Below are 21,190 nucleotides of genomic sequence, written 5' to 3'. Positions count from 1 at the left end.
TATAGGAGTTATAGAGCCATTAACATAGCAAAATTCTCAAAAGTAGAAACATTGTCATTAGCTCCGATAATTTGTTTTTTCTGAATCATGCGAATATTTTCTATACCTGTAATAGCAATCTTTGCGGAATGAAAATTTTTAAAACTAAGCATAGGCTTTATTCGCTTCTTGATAAACCTATCAACAATATTATTTAGATATTTTATTTGAAGAACTGTAATCTTCAGAAATTTCTGCATTCAAATCATCAAGAGCAGCAGTATTACTGCCGCTTTTATCAATGACAATTTTCTCAGGAAGATAGTTACTCCTGAAGGCTTTACGAAAGAATGCAAGTGCTGCAGACTTGTCTCTACTAACACACAAGAGGAAGTCTACAGTATTACCAATAGTGCTCTATATAAATAAACCCATTTACCGTTTAATTTAATGTAGGTCTCTCCAACTACTACCAACCTGCTTCTTTCTTTTCCTTACTGCCTAATCTATCAGTGGTGATAAACCACTTTGTAACGTAGCATGGTCAATTTTTGCTCCCCTTATACTCATAATTTCTTCCAAATCTCGATAGCTCAAAGAGAATCGACATTTCATGTATACAGATAACATCGCTGAAAAGCTAAATCCTTTGAAATATGGCAATAATTTTTGATTGATACGAAACATCTTTGCTTTATTTTTAGACAATTATATCATTCTTCTTTCTACTTCCCTACAAATGCGACAGAACCGTTGAGCAAGTATTCTAGGGAAAACCCTTCGATTTTGATCTACTAACATATGCACTTTAGGCTAGCTAATCTTCAAAGTATTTTCTGTGTTTTGTACTTTTATCTTATACTGTTTAGCTCTATCGTTATAGTATAACTTGGTTATAAATTGTATATAACGATAAACTTACTTTAATTTTTCTTCTTTAAATAATACGTGTCTTCTGACCACTGGGTCATACTTCCTAAACTCGAGCTTCTTGGGAAGGTTCTTAGGATTACGTTTTTTTACACAAAAATAGCCTGTTAGTTTCTCTTCTCCAGTTTTTGTTGTTTTAGTTGCAGTGCTAACCAGCTTGACAAGCAAAGAAGCATTTTTTTTCGCCATAATTGTTAGTGATATAATAAACTCTATGCAAGTTTATTACGCAAAACACTAAAAGTCAACCCAATAATGCAGATCGCAAAATTCTTGACAATCAATAATGTATTAAGTAGTATAAGAACATTTCAGAATGAAAAGCAGACGGTAAATAAGTGGCAAGTGATGGCAAAAGGTTATTGTTGATAGAAAGTACTACCTGTTCTAACGAGGTAAGGGTTGCCCTACTAGTTAATGATAGGGTTGTAGAGTTTGAACAAGAATTCAAGGAAAAAAGACAATTAAGAGGTAATATATACGTTGCTTATATAAAGCGTATAGAGCCTGCTTTGCAGGCCGTGTTCATTGAGTATGGAAAAAATAAGCAAGGTTTTTTGTCTTTTTCTGAGATATCTCTAAATTACTTTAATATTCCAGAAAAAGAGAAGGAAATTTTCCCTGACGAAGGCTATTCGAGTGGTGTGGACTGTTCAAATGATAATTGCACAGAAGAAGGCCTAGATTCTACAGCTAGTAATGAATCCAGCAGTGGTTTTGTGAGGGAGGTACCTTTACATAGAAAATATAAGTTACAAGATGTGATTTCAGTAAATCAAAAGTTATTGGTTCAATTAACTAAAGAAGAACGAGGAAATAAAGGAGCTTCATTTACAACATACGTAACTTTGGTCGGTAGATACTGTGTTTTCATGCCCAATTCCATAAGTAGGGGTGGAGTATCTCGCAGAATTGAAGATACCAACGTTAGAAAACAGTTAAAGGATATATTAGATTCAATAAATTTACCAAAAAGTTCAGGTTTAATAGTAAGAACTGTTGGTGCAGGAAAAAGTAAGAAAGAAATTGAGCAAGATTACAATAATTTGACCTTATTATGGCAAAATATCCAGCAAAACTTCTCTTCTTTAAATGTTCCATCATTAATTTACAACGAAGCAGATGTAGTTATGAGATCTGTACGTGACTTTTGTAGTAATGATACAGAAATTATAGTATCTGATAGAGAAGTTTGTGAAGCGGTAAGAAAATACACTAAAAATGTGTTACAAGGAAAATTACGTCCTAGGTTATATAGAGGCTCTGTTCCAATCTTTACTTACTATCGAGTCGAAGATCAAATTTCTGAATTATATAGCAATAGAGTAGAATTACCATCTGGTGGGTCTTTGGTGATAACCTTAACTGAGGCATTTGTTTCAATAGACGTAAATTCAGGAAAAATGACAGGAGAAGATAACATAGAAGAAACAGCTTATAGAACTAATATGGAGGCATTATCTGAAATATCAAGGCAAGCGAATCTCAGGGGCTTATCAGGGTTAATAGTTGTTGATTTTATTGACATGTTGAAACTTGAGTATTGCAAAAATGTTGAATTTGCTATCAAGCAGGCGTTTAAAGATGATAGAGCTAAAGTTCAATTTAGCTTTATCAATGACTTTGGTTTAATGGTCTTTTCAAGACAAAGAATTAAACCAAATATACAGGAAATTAATACTACAGAGTGTTTGCGCTGTAAAGGTATTGGAAGAGTGAAATCAAACGAAGTGGTTGTTGCATCGATACTAAGGGATTTGCAACATATTGCTAATAAAAATCAAAATAAGTCCTTTGATTTAATAGCACGCAGTGCAGTTATAGCGCACATTTTTAATAATAAGCGTGATATGGTTTCTACAATCGAAAAAGAGTTCAATATTACATTAAATGTTAGTATTGATAATAGTTTAGATGCAGATACATTTATTTTAAAGCAAGGAGATCATGTTAATTTTAATGATTATAAGCCATTGCAGAATTCTGGATGTCAAATTGTGAATAGCAGGGATAAAGAAGCTGGTAGTTCAGATAAACTACCGGGCAACTTTTGGTTAACTAAATGGCTTTCGCGCCTTTTGAGCTCTAACAACTAAACGGGACTTGTAATTAACGAGTTTTATACTTATATATTTTACATCAGATAATATTTAAAAGGGAGTATTCATTATGGGAAGAGCAATAGGTATAGATCTTGGAACAACAAATTCTTGTGTTGCAATAATGCAAGGCAAGGATGCAAAAGTAATCGAGAATAAAGAAGGAGCAAGAACTACTCCATCTATAGTTGCATTTACTTCATCTGGAGAAAGGTTGATTGGCGCTCCAGCAAAAAGGCAAGCAACTACCAATGCAAGTAATACTTTTTTTGCAACTAAGAGATTGATAGGTCGCCAATATAGTGATCCTGAAATGAAAAATCTACAAGCTCCATATAAAGTGTTTGCAGCAAAAAATGGGGATGCATGGGTTAAAACAACTGATAGTAAAGAATACTCTCCTAGTCAAATTGGTGCATTTATACTACAAAATCTGAAAGAAGCAGCTGAGGCTTATCTTGGGGAGGAAGTAAAAGATGCTGTGATAACAGTGCCGGCGTACTTCAATGATTCTCAACGTCAAGCAACAAAAGATGCAGGAAAAATTGCTGGATTAAATGTCCTCAGAATAATTAACGAACCAACTGCTGCAGCACTTGCTTATGGTCTTGATAAAAAGCACGGACACACAATAGTAGTGTATGATCTTGGTGGTGGTACATTTGATATTTCAGTTCTTGAAATAGGTGACGGAGTTTTTGAAGTAAAGGCTACAAATGGTGATACTCACCTTGGAGGGGAAGACTTCGATAATGCAGTAGTAAATTATTTACTGGGTGAATTCAAGAAAAGTAATGGCATTGATTTGAAAAACGATCCAATGGCTATGCAAAGAATCAAAGAAGCTGCAGAAAAAGCAAAGGTAGAATTGTCAAGTGCAATGGAAACAGAAGTAAATCTACCGTTTGTTACAGCTGATGCAAGTGGCCCAAAACACTTAAATATGAAGCTAACAAGAGCAAAGCTTGAAAGTTTAGTGAATGATTTGATTGAAAGGACTATAATTCCTTGCAAAAAAGCTCTTGAAGATGCTGGTTTGTCTGCTAGTCAAATTGGTGAAGTAGTTCTTGTTGGTGGCATGACTCGTATGCCAAAAGTCATAGAGAAAGTTAAAGAATTCTTTGGCAAAGATCCACACAGAGGGGTTAACCCTGATGAAGTTGTAGCAATTGGAGCTGCAATACAAGCAGGGATCATTCAAGGTGACGTAAGAGATGTGTTACTACTTGATGTAACTCCACTTTCCCTTGGTATTGAAACTTTAGGGGGAGTATTTACTCCACTTATTGAACGTAATACTACTATTCCTACTAAAAAATCTCAGGTATTTTCAACTGCAGATGATAACCAAACAGCTGTTACAATTAAGGTGCATCAAGGTGAAAGAAAATTGGCGATTGATAATAAACTGCTTGGTCAGTTTAGTTTAGAAGGAATACCACCTGCTCCTCGCGGGGTTCCTCAAATTGAGGTGACATTTGATATAGATGCAAATGGAATAGCGCATGTTTCTGCAAAGGATAAAGCTACTGGAAAAGAGCAAAAAATACGTATTCAGTCTTCAGGTGGTCTATCTGATGATGAAATAAATCGCATGGTAAAAGAAGCTGAAGAAAAAGCGCAAGAAGATGAAAAGCGCAAAAAGTTTATTGAAGTGAAGAATCAAGCGGATAGCTTAGTCCATTCTACAGAAAAATCTCTGAAAGAATATGGTGATAAAATTTCTCCAGAAGATAAATCTGCTATTGAAAATGCAGTTAATGAGCTAAAGGAAGTAAGTAAATCTGACAACATTGATGATGCTGATTCAATACAACAGAAAGTTACTAACCTCTCTCAGTTATCTATGAAACTTGGAGAAGCTATGTATAAGGAATCTCAACAACAAGGTGGAGAAAGCTCATCCACAACAAATAATGAGGAAGAAAAAGTAGTAGATTCTGATTATCAAGACATAGATAATAAAGAGGAAAATAAGTAATTGTGATTGCTGTATCACTCTTCTTGTCATTTCAGTATTTGAAGCTGGAATGACAAGAGGAAGACTATACTGTATTGTTGCTTAAAGGAACTATTGTGGATATTATTAAGACAATAGAAGAAAAATTACGCGATTCAATAGGTGTAATTGATATTAATATTATCGATGAATCAGCAAAGCATGTAGATCATTATTTTGCTTCTTCTTCGACACTACCTTCACATATCAAATTAGTATTAATATCTAACGACTTTTCTGGAATGAGCTCTTTGAAGAGGCATAAATTGATCTATGAATTATTAAAGAGTGAAATAGAACGAGTACATGCGATTTCTCTTAACTTATATACGCAAAGTGAATATAATTTAAAAAATAAATAGTAGAAACGTGAGAGGAGAGTCTTTATTAGTTAAAGCAGGAAGAAAATTTAATGATTATAAAGGATCGATGAACCCACCAGTTTATCATTCTTCTACCATATTATTTCCTACTTACAAGGATTACTTAAGTGCAGCGAATGGGGAGAGTATATATGATGTGATCAATGATGGTGTTGCAAGGGATTACAGCTATAGTAATGTTGGTACGCCTACTGTTCATTATTTTTCAAATGCACTAGCTGAAATTGAGGGTAGGGGGCAAGCACTCATCTACCCTTCTGGATTATTTGCACTTACTTTTGCTATTTTGACTTTCACTAAAGCAGGTTCGCATGTCTTGATACAAGATAATAGTTATTATAGACTAAAGAGATTTGCCGAAAATGAACTACCAAAAAGAGGAGTAGAAGTAACTTTTTATAATCCGACACAGGATATAACTGATTTAGTTCAGAGTAATACTTCACTCATCATGATTGAGACTCCTGGTTCTATAACGTTTGAGATTTCAAATATAGAGCATATAGTAAAAGTTGCTAAAGAATGTGGAATCGTAACCGTTTGTGACAATTCATGGGCCACTCCTTTGTTGTTTAAGCCGCTTGATTATGGAATTGATGTTGCACTATATGCGGTGACAAAGTATCTAGCTGGTCACTCAGATTTAGTGATGGGAGCTATGGTTGCTGAAGGTAAAACTTTTAAATTGCTTTATGAGAGCTATAAAAATTATGGAGTCACCATTCAATCGCATGACTGTTACCTTGCACACAGGGGACTTAGAACACTGCAAACACGCATGAGGAAGCATCAAAGTACAGCAATGCAAGTGGCAAAGTGGCTGGAAAAACATCCAAAAATCAAAAGAGTTTTGTATCCAGCACTTCCCTCCCACCCTCAACATGAATTATGGAAAAGTTATTTCAAAGGGGCAAGTAGTGTATTTAGTATAGTACTAGATAGAGAATATTCATGTGAGGAACTAAGCTGCATGGTTGATCACATGAAAGTTTTCGGCATCGGTGCTTCTTGGGGAGGATGTGACAGTTTGATATTACCAATAGACCATAGATCTATGTCAAGATCTGTAATGAATTCAGATTATGGTGGAAGTTTTGTGCGAATATTTTGCGGACTAGAAGATCCTGAAGATTTGATTTTTGACTTGAATACTGCATTAATAAGACTGCCATGTTCAAGTGTTAAAGATGATTGTGAGACTGAAAGAGCTACTGCATAACATTGTAAATGCTGACTTTGATATTGAAATCAAAGGCGTCACATGTAATCCTAAGAGAGTTAAAGAAGGTTACCTTTTTGTTTGTATATCAGAAAGGAGTAAAGAACACGCAACATGTCTTCCTACTGGATGTGTACACAACTGTGTAGACGTTGTGATACAAGGGGCCAAGAAAGATGTCATCCCAGTGCTCAGACACTGGGATCCAGAAAATTTAATTGTAAACAAGCATACTAGACAATTGTATAATGAAAACTGGATTCCAGTGTCAAGCACTGGAATGACAAGTACTCCAAGTTTTGCAGTGCTTTACCACTCGGACCCTCAAGGAATATACAGTGAAATAGTCAGCAGGTTTTATCAATTCAAACAACCTAAATATGTTGCTGCTGTAACTGGTACGAATGGTAAAACTTCAGTGGTGGAATTTTGTCGCCAGATTTGGCAAGATAATGCAGCGTCTATAGGAACACTGGGAACATGTGTCAATAATAATAGAAAAGATAATAGCCTTACAACGCCAAGTGCAGATGATCTTTATTCCACATTGCGTGACATAAATAATAAGAACGTAGAACACTTAGCATTAGAAGCTTCAAGCCATGGAATCGATCAATATAGAATCCATGGACTCAGGCTCAATGCTGCAGCTTTTACTAATTTCTCTCAAGATCATTTGGACTATCACAAAAGTATCGATGAGTATTTTGAGGCCAAGAAAAGGTTGTTTGATGAGGTATTGCCAAAAGAAAAAACAGCGATTTTAAATGCAGATATAGGCGAATATGGAGAGTTGCTCAACATAGCTGAAAAGCGTGGCAACAAAGTTATAACCTATGGAAAAAAAAACTCTGACATTACTTTATTAAAGCAGATACCCACTGCCAATGGTCAATACCTGACAATTCAAATCGGTGATGAAATTTATAACGCATTTTTTCCGATTTTTGGGCGATTTCAAGCATATAATTTGTTGTGTGCAATCGGTATAGTTATTTCATCTGGTATGGACTATCAAAGAATGTGTATAGATAAACTCGCTTCTCCACCTGGAAGAATGGAAAAAGTGAACACTTTTGCATTTGTCGATTACGCTCATACTCCAAGTGCACTCAAACAAGCTCTGTTGTCTTTAAAATGGCACTTCAATAAAAAGATAGTTCTAGTGTTCGGTTGTGGCGGGAATCGTGATCAAACAAAACGTGCAGAGATGGGTAAAATAGCACAAATGCTTGCAGGTAAAGTTATAGTCACAGATGACAATCCGCGTGATGAAGATCCGGGGAAAATTCGTCACGATATTTTGTTACATTGCCTTGATGCACTGGAGATAGGAGATAGAAAAAAAGCTATAGAGAAAGGTATAAATATAGCACATGATGAAAATATGATTCTGCTAGTTGCAGGAAAAGGACATGAAAGGTTCCAAATAATAGAAGGCCAAGCCCTTGAATTTAGTGATGTTGAAGTTATTAGAGAGGGCCAAAAATTTGCTACTGCTGTTTTGCTCTTTCCTTCATCCAACGCCTGAATGGCTTTTTTCCTTAAGTCATAACTGTACGCTGCTGGCATTTTTACCTTCTTATTACACTAAATCACTATCTTATCTTGTTCCTACTATTATGAGAAGAGCTATACAAGGATATGAAAGTGGAGATTGTGGTTACAAGATTAGTGAGAGAATATAGAAAAATTGAGGATGAAATATTGCGTGATATAGTTCATTTAGTGATAAAGGCTCTTACAGGTATAGTAGCGCTTCATAAGTAAGAATATTTTTACAAAGAATTTAATAATCACAATTTAGGCAATGATGAAAGTTCTTTAAGAAAAAAGTTTAATACTATCAAGAAAAGTTTGCATAGGCATAGCAATATAATACATAATAATCAAAATATTCCAAATTCTGTCAATTTGCTTGCACAGTCAATTACTTCAGAACTTGGGAACTGGTTTTTAAACCAAGTGTACTGGCGTTTTGCGTAGTGTCTTGTGTTTGTTTGAGCAATCTGTATTGCTTCGTCTAAAGTAATCTCCCCTTTTAAGTATCTTATAATTTCTGGTACTCCATGTGCTTTCATAGCTGGCAAATGTGGAGATGGGTTCATGCTAAGTAGGTTTTTTACTTCATCAATTGCTCCATTTTCAACCATTTCAATAAAACGAGAATTTATTTTTCGGTATATACCCTCACGTTTAGGTAGAATTGTATATACCTTAAAATTATTGAACAAAGGAGGCTGTCTATTTTCTTGCCATACAAAGATTGTCTTGCCAGTTTCAGTGATAACTTCAAGTGCTCTTGAGAGGCGATGTGAGTCATTAATAAATATTTTACCTTGAATCCTTGGATCTTTGCTTAGCACTAATTTGTAGAATTCCTCTTTACTTAAATTTTTCCTAAGTTCATTTACGTTTTCTCTCACTTCCTGGCTTATTTGTGGAATCGATGATAATCCCTTGATTAAGCTGCTAATGTAAAGCCCACTTCCTCCAGTGATGATGGGTATTCGTGAATTTTTCAGCGCGTTGTTAACTTCCCTCTTTAAATCCTCTAGCCATAAACCTACGGAATAATTTTCTCTTGCTGAAACATAACCGTATAGCCTATAAAATTCTTTCTGCTTTGGTGGTTGAGCGGTAATTACGGGAATCTCTTTGTATACCTGCTTTGAGTCACAGTTTATTATGCTAATGTTTTTATACTTTTTTATCAAGTTATCGCATAATTCTGATTTACCTGAGGCTGTAATTCCTGTAATAATTACTATATTATCTTTCATTTATATTAATTTAACTAACCTATGATAGGGTGTAGTAAAAATTTGGATTCTACAATCTAAAATTTGGAGACTTTTATGGCAGAAAATGATAACGATAACTCATTTACTAAGCGTTTTACAAATAGGACTTCTAATGAGACAAGAGGAGGTTTTTCCAGTAAGTATTCATCTCAAAATACCAAAGAACATGCACTAGGAGCAAAAGGAAAAATTTCTGAATTGGCAAACAAAAAAGCTGAAGCCAAGGAAGCTTTTTCTGAAAGTGGCGGCATAAAGAGTAAAAGCAGAACTATCAATGAAAGATCCTTTGCTGATGCAACAAGAAGAAGTAGATCAGATCTCATATACTTAGTCCGTGGTAAAGACCGTGGAAGGTCAGCTTGGCACTATGTATTAGTTGATAAAGAAAAAAGAGAGATGTTTCTAGCAAAAAGCAGAACTGGCTCTATAGATGTTGCAGATTATGGAGAGATTTTATATTCAGGATGGGGAGATGATCCACCACAGACGATAGTCGATAAAATCAATGAGGAGTTCGGGTTGTAGCAGATCTGTTGTAAAAGTGAGCAGTTGCTGATAAAATTTATTGTAAGTATGCAATAGATGCGCGCTAGCCATTTCGGTATCTTAATTGCTACCATATAGCGAGATAACGGTAAACCCAGAGCTATTGTAGACATAAGTTTTAGCTATATGGTATTTGAAGTAATAAATGCAATAAAAAATAATTTGTTAGCATGCTTTCCAACAGAGACAGTATATGCTCTTTCTTGTAATGCGCTAGGTAAGGAATCTATAGAAAAAATATATCGAATAAAAAAGCGTTCTCAAAACAAGCCGCTCTCTGTATTTGTTAGTAATATTGATAGTTTGATAAATATAGCAAAGGTAAAGGAAGAGTATATCGATTTAATAAACTATTTTTCTCCTGGACCAATGACCTATATTTTACCACTTCAAGATAACAGTATATTACCAAATGAGTGCTTTAAAGATAGTATAGGCATAAGAATTCCTGATCATCCTATTGCGATTTCAATATTAAATGAACTGAAAACTCCAGTAGTTGCAACTAGTATTAACATTTCAGGAGAAAAAAGTATATGCAAAGCAAGAGATATACCTCAGTCTATTAAGCAACACTTATCTGCAGTAATTGAAGATGATGAATTAGTTTCTGGTATAGAATCTACTATTATTGACTTAACTGGAGATAAGATTAAGGTTTTAAGAAAAGGCAAAATTTCATTGCAAACAATAAATAACGCATTTTCAAGCTAAGATCTATAGGAGAAAGAATGAAAAAAGTGATAGGCCACACCCAAGCAAAAAAAAGGATAATGAACAACTTATCTGTTCAATCTTGGCTGGTCTGTGGTAAAAAAGGTATAGGAAAAGCGACATTCGCAAAATCCTTTTCTAATTGGTTTCTTGTCAAAAATTATGATGAAGTAGCATTAGACTTACGAATTGTTGAAGGTGATACAATAGGAGTGGAAAAGGTGAGAGAAATGAAAAACTTTTTGCACTTAAGTCCCATTCAATCAGAATATAAAATAGCTATAATAGATAGCTTAGAGTCAATGACTAATAATGCTAAAAATGCAATATTAAAAATATTAGAGGAGCCGCCACAAAATTCTAAAATACTTATAATTAGCCATAAACCATATGATATACAAACCACCATCCGGTGTAGGTGTTTTCAGCTGAATTTACTTCCATTAACTTACGATGAAACAAAGCAAGTTGTTGCATCTCAATGTAAATTTGACGATAAAATATTTAATGAAACCATGAATTTATTCCCTGGAACTCCAGGAGCAATAATAGATGCAATAAACAGTGGTGCTTATGAAACACATAAGTATTTTTACACGCTTTTCCGTAATCTCAATGATTCTGATATAATTAGCAAAATAATTAATAGTGAAATTGATCTAGAACTAGCGTCACATATAATTCAAACCTTCATTTTAGAAAGTATAAAGAAAGAAGTAAATAATGTTGAAATTCTGCTAAGTCAGTGGAAAGAAATAGATGAACTTTTCGTTGCTGCAAAGCAATTTCGCTTAGATAAAAAACATGTTTTAGCTAATGTAGTTAATATCGTGACACAAAAGTGTAATACTTTTAACATAAATTTATGATAAAATTCTGCTAATTTAATACTGAAAGTATATAACTTGAATGATAGTAAATTAACTGTATGGCAATCAATAGAAGTTTTGACGAAAGCCATATTGAACATGCAGAAAGAATTAAGCTTAATTAAGAATATAGCTTCAGATCAAGACGTAACTCTAGAAAAAGGAAAGGAGCTATCAAGTGGCATTTATGAAGCAAATTTTAAGCTAAACAAGTCAATCAATATAGCTACTTTGCCAAAAATTGGCTATTATATGCTCAATGATGAGCTTGTTGTACGTAATCATATTACGGAAGAGGAAGTAAAGATTCCTAGAGATTTTCATTATCTTAAAGTTATTAAACTCAATCATGATGACTATAAACTAACGTTTTGTAATTTTTTGGGTAATGAGTTTTTTGAATATAAAAAGTATGATCCACAATATTCTGATCTTTCAGATGAATATAAATTCGTGGATTTTGGTAGTGTAAAAAAGACTAATAATCTAAAATTTAAGGAGTATGTTGGTCATGCACCTAAATTTTTTGCTGTAGGAGGTCTTATTGAGCCTGGATCTGAAAATCATGTAATTGATCTATTTGAGCTAGTCAGAGACGGTAAAGGCAGAAAAGTGGGAACCCTTGCTGATGAATTTGGTTATTTTGATGATCAAAATAAATTACACTACTATAATTATCACAAAAGTGCAGAAAGTAATACTTATGATCCTGAAAGCTTCAGTGTAAAAATGATAAATTTAGATGTGAGCAAAATCGACAAATTCTACCTTATTGCGGAACAAGGTGATATAGTCATTCATCCTTTTTTGGAAAATTTAGACATATTTTAAAGTTTTTTTAGAGTTATTATAATTAGGTTATGGAAGTTGAATCAGTAAAAAACAAAAGTTATTTCAGGAAAGCAGTAGAATGGTATTGCCACAGATACCTGTTCTGCGTTGTAGAAAGATCTTGGATGGCGTTAATAGCGTTACTTCTCTTAGTATGTTTATTTTTATCATTACTAAACATATACCTATTACTTCCTGTTAAAAAAGATTTAAATTTTGTGAAGTACACGAACCACACAGAAGATGAGTTTTCTACAATACATAAACTTAGTTTTAGTGAAAAAGAAGATGAATACACTTCCATAGCAAGGTACTTGGTAAGTCAATACGTTGAAGCATACGAGTCCTCTCAGATCGTTGAATCAAAGTATCAAGAAAATTTTATAAAAAACAATTCTATATATAAAATCTATCAAGACTTTCAGGAAAAAGTAAACAATGAAGCTGTTTCATCCACAAGAAAAATTACCAACACAAACGTAACAACACTATCTATTGACCGATCGATCAAGGACTTAGTTACATTTGCTGGAAATGCCACTGTACTTTTTGCAGCTGAGCAAAATAAGAAAATGAAAGACTATGCTGTGGAGGTTAGCTTTACTTTATCAAACATGAAAGCAACTCTAACTGGTATAATACCATTTAAATTTATTGTTAACGGCTATAAATACAGGTGATTACATTTAAAAAATTACTTGGTAGCTAAAAAAATAACTAAAGTGCATACAGCAGTAACAACTGGAGGTAAAATTAGAAGCATTGGTGTCTTTTTAATAAAATAATTTCTAGAAGGTTTTAAGAAAAAGGCATTGTAAATTATCGGTAAGAAGTATAGAGCGTTGAGTATAGTACTGACAATTAACACCAGAGCTACAAATACAGAAAGTGTTACATTACTAGAGTTAAAAACAGCTTGAAAAATGAAAAATTTGCTCCAAAAAGTCGGAGCAGGTGGTACCCCTATCATGGACAATGCACCTATAGTAAATGCTATCATACTAATTGGCATACTACGTCCTATACCGTGAATTCTATCTATGTATTTCTCACCTGTTTTCGTTATTATTGCTCCAGCAGTGAAAAACAAAGTGATTTTTGCAAATGCGTGGCAAACTAATTGAAAAATTGCAACCCTCATGCTAAATTCACTAAAAATTGAAGCGAACAATATAATATATGACAACTGAGAGATAGTAGAATAAGCAAGCAATTTCTTTAATTCCTTTTGCTTTAATGCAATTAACGATGCAGTAATAATAGTAAATCCAGCAGCGTACGGAAGCCATCCTCCAGCAAACCAACTTTGCTGTGCAAAACGTTGCATATTATCGATGCCAAAAGTGTATAATATAACTTTGATGATGATGAACACTCCTGATTTCACAACAGCAACAGCATGTAGTAGTGCGCTTACAGGAGTTGGTGCAACCATTGCTTTTGGCAACCAAAAATGCATTGGCATTAATGCAGCTTTTCCTATTCCATAAATCAGCATAGCAAAACACACTGCAATAAAAGTTATGAACGAAGTATCAAACTTGAATATTCCACCTCTTACAAAGTCTAAAGTATGGAATTCATTATATAAGAGGCCTATTGCAGGAAAAAATAACACTAAAGAAGAGAAAAATAGTAAACCAAAGTAATAGCGTCCTGCAATTACTGATTCATTTGTTGAATTGTAAGTAATCAGAGGGTATGTACTAATAGTTAGAAGCTCGTAAAAGACAAATGTAGTGAGCAAATCTCCAGAAAAAGCAATAAACATTGCACAGCTAATCGCTATTGAAAAAAAGCATAGAAAACTCGAGTAGTTACTATCAGCATAGTTATTTCGCATATAACATATTGCATATATACTGGTTAGTACCCACAAAAATGATATTAATAAACTGAATATTGCTCCACTAGACTCTAACTTTAAACTAATATGCAAATTATTACCAAAGTCCATGAGAATAAATTGAGAATGATCACCATACACCAAATATAAAGTGCATAGAGATGTATACGCAAATAGAAGCATAGAAGAAACAACAGTAATGCTATTGTTCACTCTGGGCCATTTACTAGTAAAAGAAATAGCTAATGCACTTAAAAGTGGGATCAACGCAGTAATTAACAAATAATTCTCAGTAATAAAAAGTGGCAAGGAAAGAGATATTAAAACAAAATCCATTAAGTAATTCATCTTTCTGTTTAGGTAAAGCTAAAATTATATTCAAGTTATAGAGAATTTGCTATTTTTTAGTTGTATATCGGAAGTGTTAAATAAACCATACGCATCAAGTTAAGAAAAAGTGGCGTAAGGAAGAAAGGAAATAAGAAAAAACTATTTTATATATTAAGTAATAAGGTTAGTAATTTATAGATCTTTCTAAAAGATTATCTTATCCTAGATAAGAATTTCCTAAAAAAATAAATGTAACAAATAAAATGCCAATCTTAAATATTGCTATGTTTCACGATAGCTTCTTAATTTGGCACGTATGGTTTGTTAAACACTTCCAGAATTACTCAAAACCGCTACAGACTATATCTTTCTGTATAATCTTTAAATGCACCTCTATTGGAGTCAAAATGTAGCTTCACACTGCCAATTGGCCCGTTTCTTTGTTTTGCAATGATCAGCTCTGCAATATTTCTAATTTTCTCCATTTTCTCTTGCCACTCTCGATGTTTATTACTTCCTTCATTTGGTTGCTTTCTTAATTCATAATATTCTTCTCTATAGAGGAACATTACTATATCCGCATCCTGCTCTATGCTTCCTGAATCACGTAAATCAGAAAGTTGTGGTTTTTTATCATCCCTTTGCTCAACAGAACGAGAGAGCTGTGATAGTGCAACAATGGGAATATTTAGTTCCTTTGCAATTGCTTTTAAACCCTGCGTCACTTCTGAGATTTCTTGCACTCTATTTTCACTACTCCTTTTTGTTGTTCCTCGAATTAATTGCAGATAATCGATAAATACCACCTCTACATTGTATAGTTGATATAGCAGTCGTATTCTGGTACGAAGGGCACTAATTGATAGAGCAGGAGTATCGTCTATTATGAAAGGTAATTCTGATAGACCTGTACTAGCATTAATGAATTCATGTAATTCAAAATCACTAATTCTCCCAGTCAGTGCCTTATAATAACCAATGCCTGAATCTATAGTAATCAATCTTGCGGTTAATTGCTCTGCTGACATTTCAAGTGAGAAAAAAGCTACGTAGTGTTGTTTATCTGTTCTTTTTTGCAAAATCTTACAAGCGTTAAGTGCGATGTTCAGTGCCAATGCTGTCTTTCCCATTGAGGGCCTTGCAGCTATAATTAACAGATCAGATTTCTGCAAACCACCAAGAAGCTGGTTTAGATCTTGAAGTCCGGTTGTAATACCTAGAGCCTCTGGGTTATTCTTCAGCTTGCTGATCTTCTCAACCACATCTTTAATTGAACTTGCAAGCTTTATATATGTCTTATCACCTTGCTTTTTTACTGCTAAGTTGAACAATTTTGTCATTGCCTGCTCAATTTGTAACTGTGCAGGATTTTCAATGTCGTAGTTGTAACTATCGTCAACTATCTCCTGCCCGAGCTTGATTAAGCATCTCCTTAAATAAGTATCACGGATTATTCTGGTCAAGCTATAGATATCAAGCGCAATGCTTGCCTTTGCTGCAAGTTTTGCTAGGTACTCAACTCCACCACATTCGGCAAATGCTTTATCATTTTCAAAAAACATCTTAAGGCTTAGTTCATTGGCAACTATGCCGTGTTTTCTGGTTTTAGATATCTGGGTAAAAATGCTTTGATGTAGTGGATCATAGAAATTGTCTGCTGCAATTATATCTTCAACTGCATCACAAATTCTATTATCACGAATCATTGCACCAATGAGCATTTGCTCTGCTTCTAAATTGTGTGGCAATTTACATATTTCTTCTCTTGAATCAATAAGATTAGCTAATTCATTCATTTTAAGTTTTCAGAGTAATGATTGATTATTGTAGAATATTCAGTCCTTACTTAAAAGATAAAAAATTTGACTAATCTTGTGTTGCTTATAGCATTAAAGTAGGCCCCTGTGGTGGAATGGTAGACACGGCAGACTCAAAATCTGTTGCTTGCAAAAGCATGCTGGTTCAAGTCCGGCCAGGGGCACTCAAACATTGGAAAATGCATATATGTTACATAAAATTTTTAATCGTTTATTTTCCATTCTTTCTTCTATAAATGCTATTCAAAAAGTGAAAAAGGATGATAATGGAATATGCTATGTAACGGGACTTAGACGCTATTTGTCAGTGCTGCTTGATTTAATCATCATCGTTTTATTTTTGCAGTTTTGCGGTCAGGCCTTAAATCAACTCTTCATGAGCTCAGAGAGCAGTAAAATATTAGGCCAAATTGCTGCAAAATATCAAATGCAGGTACCACTATCTGCAGAGGAAACAGCAATGCAGAGTAAGCTAATCAAGTTACTAATTCTAAATCAGATAGTTCAATTTATTATGCTTTTTAGTTATGTAGCATATATGTGGATAAGATTTGGCGCTACACCTGGAAAGTTATTACTTGGACTCAGAGTTGTAAATGCACAAACTTTTGAAAAATTGACTCCAAAACAAGCAATAAAGAGGTTTTTTTCCTTTATATTGTCAACTGCACCACTATTCTTAGGTTTCATATGGGCAAGCTTCGACAAACGTTGCCAAACTTGGCATGATAAGATCGCAGACACAGTGGTTGTCATAAATAAGAGTCTTAAGCGTGATAAAATGAACTAAATTCGTTAAAAATAAGAAAATTTTAATAGCTTTATTGATTAATTTTAGTATATCATTAATTAATGATATACTAAAATGAAATAGTAGGTAAAAAATATGCCAAGTATTACTCATTGTCAAAGTATGGATTCTATTAGCGATAGTATTGTACATATTGGTGGTAATGAAATAAAAGAATGCGCAATTGAGGCGCTAGAACCATTTAAGAACGAATTAGAAGCTCAAAGTTTTAACCTTAATGGGCTAGGAACTTCTGACCTAGTTAAAGCATGGAAGAAGATAGAAGATTTTAAAGATGCTGAGTTAAAGAATGCTTCTGACCTTGCTGATCTGATAAAAGGGCAAATTGCAGGATTTGATGAAGAAAAATTACTAGAAATGTGTACCTTCAGCAAAATTTCCTATGGTAATGTGGATAGAAAATTAGAAAAAGGTAAATATAAAACTAAAAGACAGTTTGAAGAAGAAGGTTATCAGATTATAAGATTTTACGACAATGATCTCATCGAAGACAAGTATTCTTTGGATACTGATTATAAATTAGAACAACATGATATTGGCTATGCTTTAACTGGTAGCAATTCATATAATCGAGATGCTGGTTATATTTTTATTAAAGATAAGGAAGTAACTATAGCTTATCACGGCACTCGTGATTTAAATGATGTAAAGGAAGATCTTCGTGCATCTTTAGCTAAATTGTCATTTTTACCTGAAGATCATCGTGTCCATTCTGGTTTTTACTCTTTATTCAAACGCTCTTGGCCCAGTGTGCATAAGATATTAAAAGGGCATGCTAATGATAAAGGATTAGCAATCAAAGATTTGAAAATTAATGTTACAGGTCATAGCATGGGGGGTGCTCTTGCTAGTATAGCTGCTTTATGTCTTAATAAAACAGAAGATGCCGAAGATGTTCATGTTGCAACTTTTGGCTCCCCAAGAGTATTCTACAATGGTGCAGCTGACGTTTACGATAAGTGTCTTGGAAATAAGACTATTAGGGTAGCTTGTCAATCAGATCCGGTACCATGTTTGCCACATGGTAATGCCGGTATGCACTATAAACATGTCGGTAAACCATTAAAATTAGAAACGGGTAAAACTCTAGAGTATTTAGAGCCACACTATCATAAAATTGACACCTATTATAACCTTATTCAGGAAGTACAGCGGGAAAATTTTAAATCAGATAATAATCCATCTAAGTATCGCCATATTGCTTATATTTGTGGCCTATTTTACCATGCAGTTTTGTCATATGTCGATGTGGATGATAAGGAATTCTTTGAAGAAGTCAGAGAAGAAAATAAAGGCATTAAGCCTTCTGAGATACCAATTGAATATGCTCCAAAATTAGAAGAGAAAATTAAACGACTAGGACAAGAAGTAGCTCAGCTTACTAACGACAAAACTCAATTAGAGAAAAGGTTAAAGAGTATACAACAAAGCTTGGCTGAAAAAACTGAGGAATTTAAGAGCGCACAAATTCAGTTAGAACAGGAGCGTAAGGGTGCAAGTGAAAAGTTAACACAAGAACAACAGAAGGCTAGTAAATTTAGTGATCAAGTAGATAAACTTACTGAAGCACTACGAAGGATAGAAGATCAGCTTGCAAAAAAGAAAGCAGAGTTGAATGGACAGACTAAAAAAGTAACTAAGCTTAATGATACTATAAAGGAACTTAAGGAAACAAATGCTGAATTAGAAAGAAAGAATAGTAATCTGGCTAATCGACTGGAGAAACTTGAGGAAGCAAAAACTAAGCTAGAAGAAAAGGTAGAATTTGCAGAAAAAGAGCTGAGGGATGCTAAAGCTCAATTCAGAGAGAGTGAGGGAGGGCTAAGGGGAGTAAAAGCTCAACTTGAACAGGAAAATAGTAATTTGTCTAGTCAAGCAAGGGAGCTTGAAGGGAAATGTGAGCAAACAGAAGTTCAACTTGTAGAATCAGAGCAAAAACTAGCTGAAGAAACTAGTAAAGTCATGCAACTTAGCAAAGAATCTAATGAAGCAAGAGTTCAGCTTGAAAAGAAGAAAAAAGAGATTGCAAAGCTAAAAGATCAAGTAGATCAAATGACTATACAAAACAATCAATTGGAAGGGCAGCTGAATGATGCAAGACAATCGTTCACTGATCAAATAATGCAACGCGAAAATGAAAATAACGACTTAAAGACAAAGCTGCAAGAAATTGAAAACAAAAGTGAAGTACTAGAGAAGAGTCTACAGAAGCAATTTGAAAGCAAGAATGAAGAGCTAAGTGAAAAATTCTTGAAAGCAAGAACTTACAGTAAAAGGCAAGGTAATTATTCTTCTGTTTCTTTTGTATTATTTGGAGCATTTGCTGTTGGTACAAGTTTGTTTAACACTCCCACAAGTTTAACAATGGTTCATTTAGCAATGTGTGTTTCGCTTGCTGCTGCATTAACTTTTCATGCAGTAGGATGTTACTGTGCGTATAAGGCAAACACAGCACTTGATAATGTCAAAATCGAAAATGATATTTATAGAATAGAACGGCTGCTTGAGTATTAATTTAAATATCCTTCATTGCTAGTTATTATACCATCACTTTAATTTGGTTGTGTTTTACTAAAAAAACTTTAGATTTATTTTATAATTGATACTCAAATATGATTTGGAATTTATTGCAGAAAGGCCAAAAGGAAGGCTATAAAATTGCGTATACTAATGCTCGTATTATTGACCCGGAAACTAAACTTGATATAAAAGGTTCCTTATTGACTGAAGGGGATAAAATTATTGATTTTGGTAAATCATTATTTTCAACAAGTGGGGTTGATGAAACAATAGACTGTGAAGGGCTTGTTCTAATGCCAGGCCTTATTGACATTCACGTACATTTTCGTGAACCAGGTCAAGAGCATAAAGAAACTATACATACAGGCAGCAAATCTGCGGCTGCAGGAGGCGTTACAACCGTAGTTTGTCAGCCAAACACTGTTCCAGCGATTGATAGTGTTGTCTTGGCTAAATATTTGAAATATAGAGCACTTGAAACTTCACATGTGAATGTTGAATTTTACGCCAAAATTACCACTTCGGAAGAAAAATTAACTGAAATGGCGCTTTTAAAGGAAGCAGGTGCGGTTGGGTTCACCGATGATGGTATGCCAGTTATGAATCCAATGATTATGAGACAGGCACTGCTTTATTCAAGTATGCTTGGTGTTCCTATTGCTCAACATGCAGAAGATTTAAATCTATCTGCTGGTGGCGCAATTAATGAGGGTAAGATTTCTGAAGAATTGGGAGTAAAGGGAATCTTGAGTGCATCAGAATCGGTTATGGTAACTCGTGATATACTGCTAATGAAGGACATAGAAAATGTACACTATCATATTTTACATGTTTCTTCAAAAGATTCACTTGATGCTATTAAACGAGCGAAAGATTTGGGGTTAAATGTTACATGTGAAGTAACTCCTCATCACTTTACTTTAACTGAAGATATAGTAAAGCAACATGGAGCAATCGCAAAAATGAATCCGCCACTGCGTACAGAGGAAGATCGTTTAGCTATGATTGAAGGTTTAAAGACAGGTGTGATTGATTGTATTGCAACCGATCATGCTCCGCATGATCTTAGTTCTAAAGATCTTCCACTTGAAAATGCTGCATTTGGTATTGTTGGCCTTGAAACAATGCTGCCCATTTCACTTGAACTATATCACAGTGGACAAATGGGTCTACTTGATGTGCTTGCAAAATTGACATATAAGCCTGCAGATATCATACATGTGCCACGTGGCCGCGTACAGAAAAACCTTGCAGCGGACTTAATTTTAGTTGATTTGGATCATGAATGGAAAATTAAAGTTGACAACTTTGCTAGTAAATCAAAAAATTCCCCTTTCGATGGACGCAAAGTAAAAGGGCACGTAGTACGTACTGTTGTGTCTGGCAAAACTGTGTACTTACGGAAGAGTTAGTTATCATATAGTTGTGCTTTAAATTTCAACTAATTGTAAAGATTTAATATAAGTGGTAAAATATAGCCACTGAATAAAAAA

17 protein-coding genes, 1 tRNA gene and 1 pseudogene are annotated in these 21,190 nt (G+C 34.2%); 14 read left to right on the top strand and 5 right to left on the bottom strand.

Annotated elements, in window-relative coordinates; all coding sequences use genetic code 11:
• Positions 1 to 8: 8 nt before the first annotated feature.
• Positions 9 to 666 (bottom strand): annotated as a pseudogene (locus tag ABWU24_RS01655) (IS6 family transposase).
• A gap of 231 nt (positions 667 to 897) precedes the next feature.
• Complete coding sequence (gene rpmG / locus ABWU24_RS01650) at positions 898 to 1,098, bottom strand: 50S ribosomal protein L33 (RefSeq protein ID WP_012481745.1); 201 nt, start codon at positions 1,096 to 1,098, stop codon at positions 898 to 900.
• A gap of 149 nt (positions 1,099 to 1,247) precedes the next feature.
• Here rpmG and ABWU24_RS01645 point away from each other — a divergent pair, with 149 nt between their 5' ends.
• From ABWU24_RS01645 to ABWU24_RS01625, 5 genes are all read left to right on the top strand, one after another.
• Positions 1,248 to 3,005, top strand: a complete 1,758-nt coding sequence (locus ABWU24_RS01645) for an Rne/Rng family ribonuclease (protein WP_015588429.1) — start codon at positions 1,248 to 1,250, stop codon at positions 3,003 to 3,005.
• Positions 3,006 to 3,078: 73 nt separating this feature from the next.
• Complete coding sequence (gene dnaK, locus ABWU24_RS01640) at positions 3,079 to 4,989, top strand: molecular chaperone DnaK (protein WP_341815848.1); 1,911 nt, start codon at positions 3,079 to 3,081, stop codon at positions 4,987 to 4,989.
• A gap of 95 nt (positions 4,990 to 5,084) precedes the next feature.
• The gene (locus ABWU24_RS01635; protein ID WP_015588431.1) at positions 5,085 to 5,369 is read left to right on the top strand and encodes a BolA family protein; all 285 of its coding nucleotides are present in this window, start codon (positions 5,085 to 5,087) and stop codon (positions 5,367 to 5,369) included.
• A gap of 7 nt (positions 5,370 to 5,376) precedes the next feature.
• Positions 5,377 to 6,609: a cystathionine beta-lyase gene (gene metC / locus ABWU24_RS01630; protein ID WP_353274335.1), complete on the top strand. Its 1,233-nt coding sequence runs from the start codon at positions 5,377 to 5,379 to the stop codon at positions 6,607 to 6,609.
• On the top strand, positions 6,578 to 8,140 hold the full coding sequence (locus ABWU24_RS01625) for a Mur ligase family protein (protein WP_341816081.1): 1,563 nt from the start codon (positions 6,578 to 6,580) through the stop codon (positions 8,138 to 8,140). The genes metC and ABWU24_RS01625 overlap by 32 nt, the downstream gene beginning before the upstream one ends.
• Before the next feature lie 358 nt (positions 8,141 to 8,498).
• On the opposite strand, the gene miaA is transcribed toward ABWU24_RS01625, so the two are convergent.
• A complete protein-coding gene (gene miaA, locus ABWU24_RS01620) occupies positions 8,499 to 9,392 on the bottom strand; it encodes a tRNA (adenosine(37)-N6)-dimethylallyltransferase MiaA (RefSeq protein ID WP_015588434.1) in 894 nt (297 codons plus the stop codon).
• Between the two features lie 75 nt (positions 9,393 to 9,467).
• Between miaA and ABWU24_RS01615 the strand changes: the two genes are divergently transcribed.
• The 5 genes from ABWU24_RS01615 to ABWU24_RS01595 all read left to right on the top strand — a co-directional run bounded on the left by ABWU24_RS01615 (position 9,468) and on the right by ABWU24_RS01595 (position 13,053).
• On the top strand, positions 9,468 to 9,938 hold the full coding sequence (locus tag ABWU24_RS01615) for a hypothetical protein (RefSeq protein ID WP_015588435.1): 471 nt from the start codon (positions 9,468 to 9,470) through the stop codon (positions 9,936 to 9,938).
• A 147-nt stretch (positions 9,939 to 10,085) separates the two neighbouring features.
• Positions 10,086 to 10,673, top strand: a complete 588-nt coding sequence (locus tag ABWU24_RS01610) for an L-threonylcarbamoyladenylate synthase (RefSeq protein WP_015588436.1) — start codon at positions 10,086 to 10,088, stop codon at positions 10,671 to 10,673.
• 17 nt (positions 10,674 to 10,690) lie between these two features.
• Positions 10,691 to 11,542, top strand: coding sequence for a DNA polymerase III, delta' subunit (locus tag ABWU24_RS01605; protein WP_015588437.1), 852 nt, complete (start codon positions 10,691 to 10,693; stop codon positions 11,540 to 11,542).
• Between the two features lie 36 nt (positions 11,543 to 11,578).
• The gene (locus tag ABWU24_RS01600; protein WP_353274333.1) at positions 11,579 to 12,373 is read left to right on the top strand and encodes a hypothetical protein; all 795 of its coding nucleotides are present in this window, start codon (positions 11,579 to 11,581) and stop codon (positions 12,371 to 12,373) included.
• Between the two features lie 29 nt (positions 12,374 to 12,402).
• Complete coding sequence (locus tag ABWU24_RS01595) at positions 12,403 to 13,053, top strand: VirB8/TrbF family protein (protein ID WP_015588439.1); 651 nt, start codon at positions 12,403 to 12,405, stop codon at positions 13,051 to 13,053.
• A gap of 14 nt (positions 13,054 to 13,067) precedes the next feature.
• Here the strand turns inward: ABWU24_RS01595 and ABWU24_RS01590 are convergent, their stop codons facing one another.
• Together ABWU24_RS01590 and ABWU24_RS01585 are read right to left on the bottom strand one after the other, a co-directional pair.
• Positions 13,068 to 14,555: a proton-conducting transporter membrane subunit gene (locus ABWU24_RS01590; RefSeq protein WP_341815850.1), complete on the bottom strand. Its 1,488-nt coding sequence runs from the start codon at positions 14,553 to 14,555 to the stop codon at positions 13,068 to 13,070.
• 347 nt (positions 14,556 to 14,902) lie between these two features.
• Positions 14,903 to 16,345, bottom strand: coding sequence for a replicative DNA helicase (locus ABWU24_RS01585; protein WP_063630545.1), 1,443 nt, complete (start codon positions 16,343 to 16,345; stop codon positions 14,903 to 14,905).
• 102 nt (positions 16,346 to 16,447) lie between these two features.
• Between ABWU24_RS01585 and ABWU24_RS01580 the strand changes: the two genes are divergently transcribed.
• The 4 genes from ABWU24_RS01580 (at position 16,448) to ABWU24_RS01565 (ending at position 21,109) form a co-directional block, all read left to right on the top strand.
• Positions 16,448 to 16,530, top strand: a tRNA-Leu gene (locus ABWU24_RS01580).
• A gap of 23 nt (positions 16,531 to 16,553) precedes the next feature.
• Entirely contained in the window at positions 16,554 to 17,156 is a 603-nt protein-coding gene (locus ABWU24_RS01575; RefSeq protein ID WP_063630587.1) for an RDD family protein, read from the top strand.
• A 96-nt stretch (positions 17,157 to 17,252) separates the two neighbouring features.
• A complete protein-coding gene (locus tag ABWU24_RS01570; RefSeq protein ID WP_353274331.1) occupies positions 17,253 to 19,691 on the top strand; it encodes a lipase family protein in 2,439 nt (812 codons plus the stop codon).
• 98 nt (positions 19,692 to 19,789) lie between these two features.
• Positions 19,790 to 21,109: a dihydroorotase gene (locus ABWU24_RS01565; protein ID WP_015588591.1), complete on the top strand. Its 1,320-nt coding sequence runs from the start codon at positions 19,790 to 19,792 to the stop codon at positions 21,107 to 21,109.
• Positions 21,110 to 21,190 lie beyond the last annotated feature (81 nt).

Source organism: Wolbachia endosymbiont (group B) of Hofmannophila pseudospretella, assembly GCF_964028515.1.
Lineage (GTDB): Bacteria > Pseudomonadota > Alphaproteobacteria > Rickettsiales > Anaplasmataceae > Wolbachia.
Note: the sequence above shows the minus strand (reverse complement) of the source record. Positions and strands in the feature narration are given on the sequence as shown.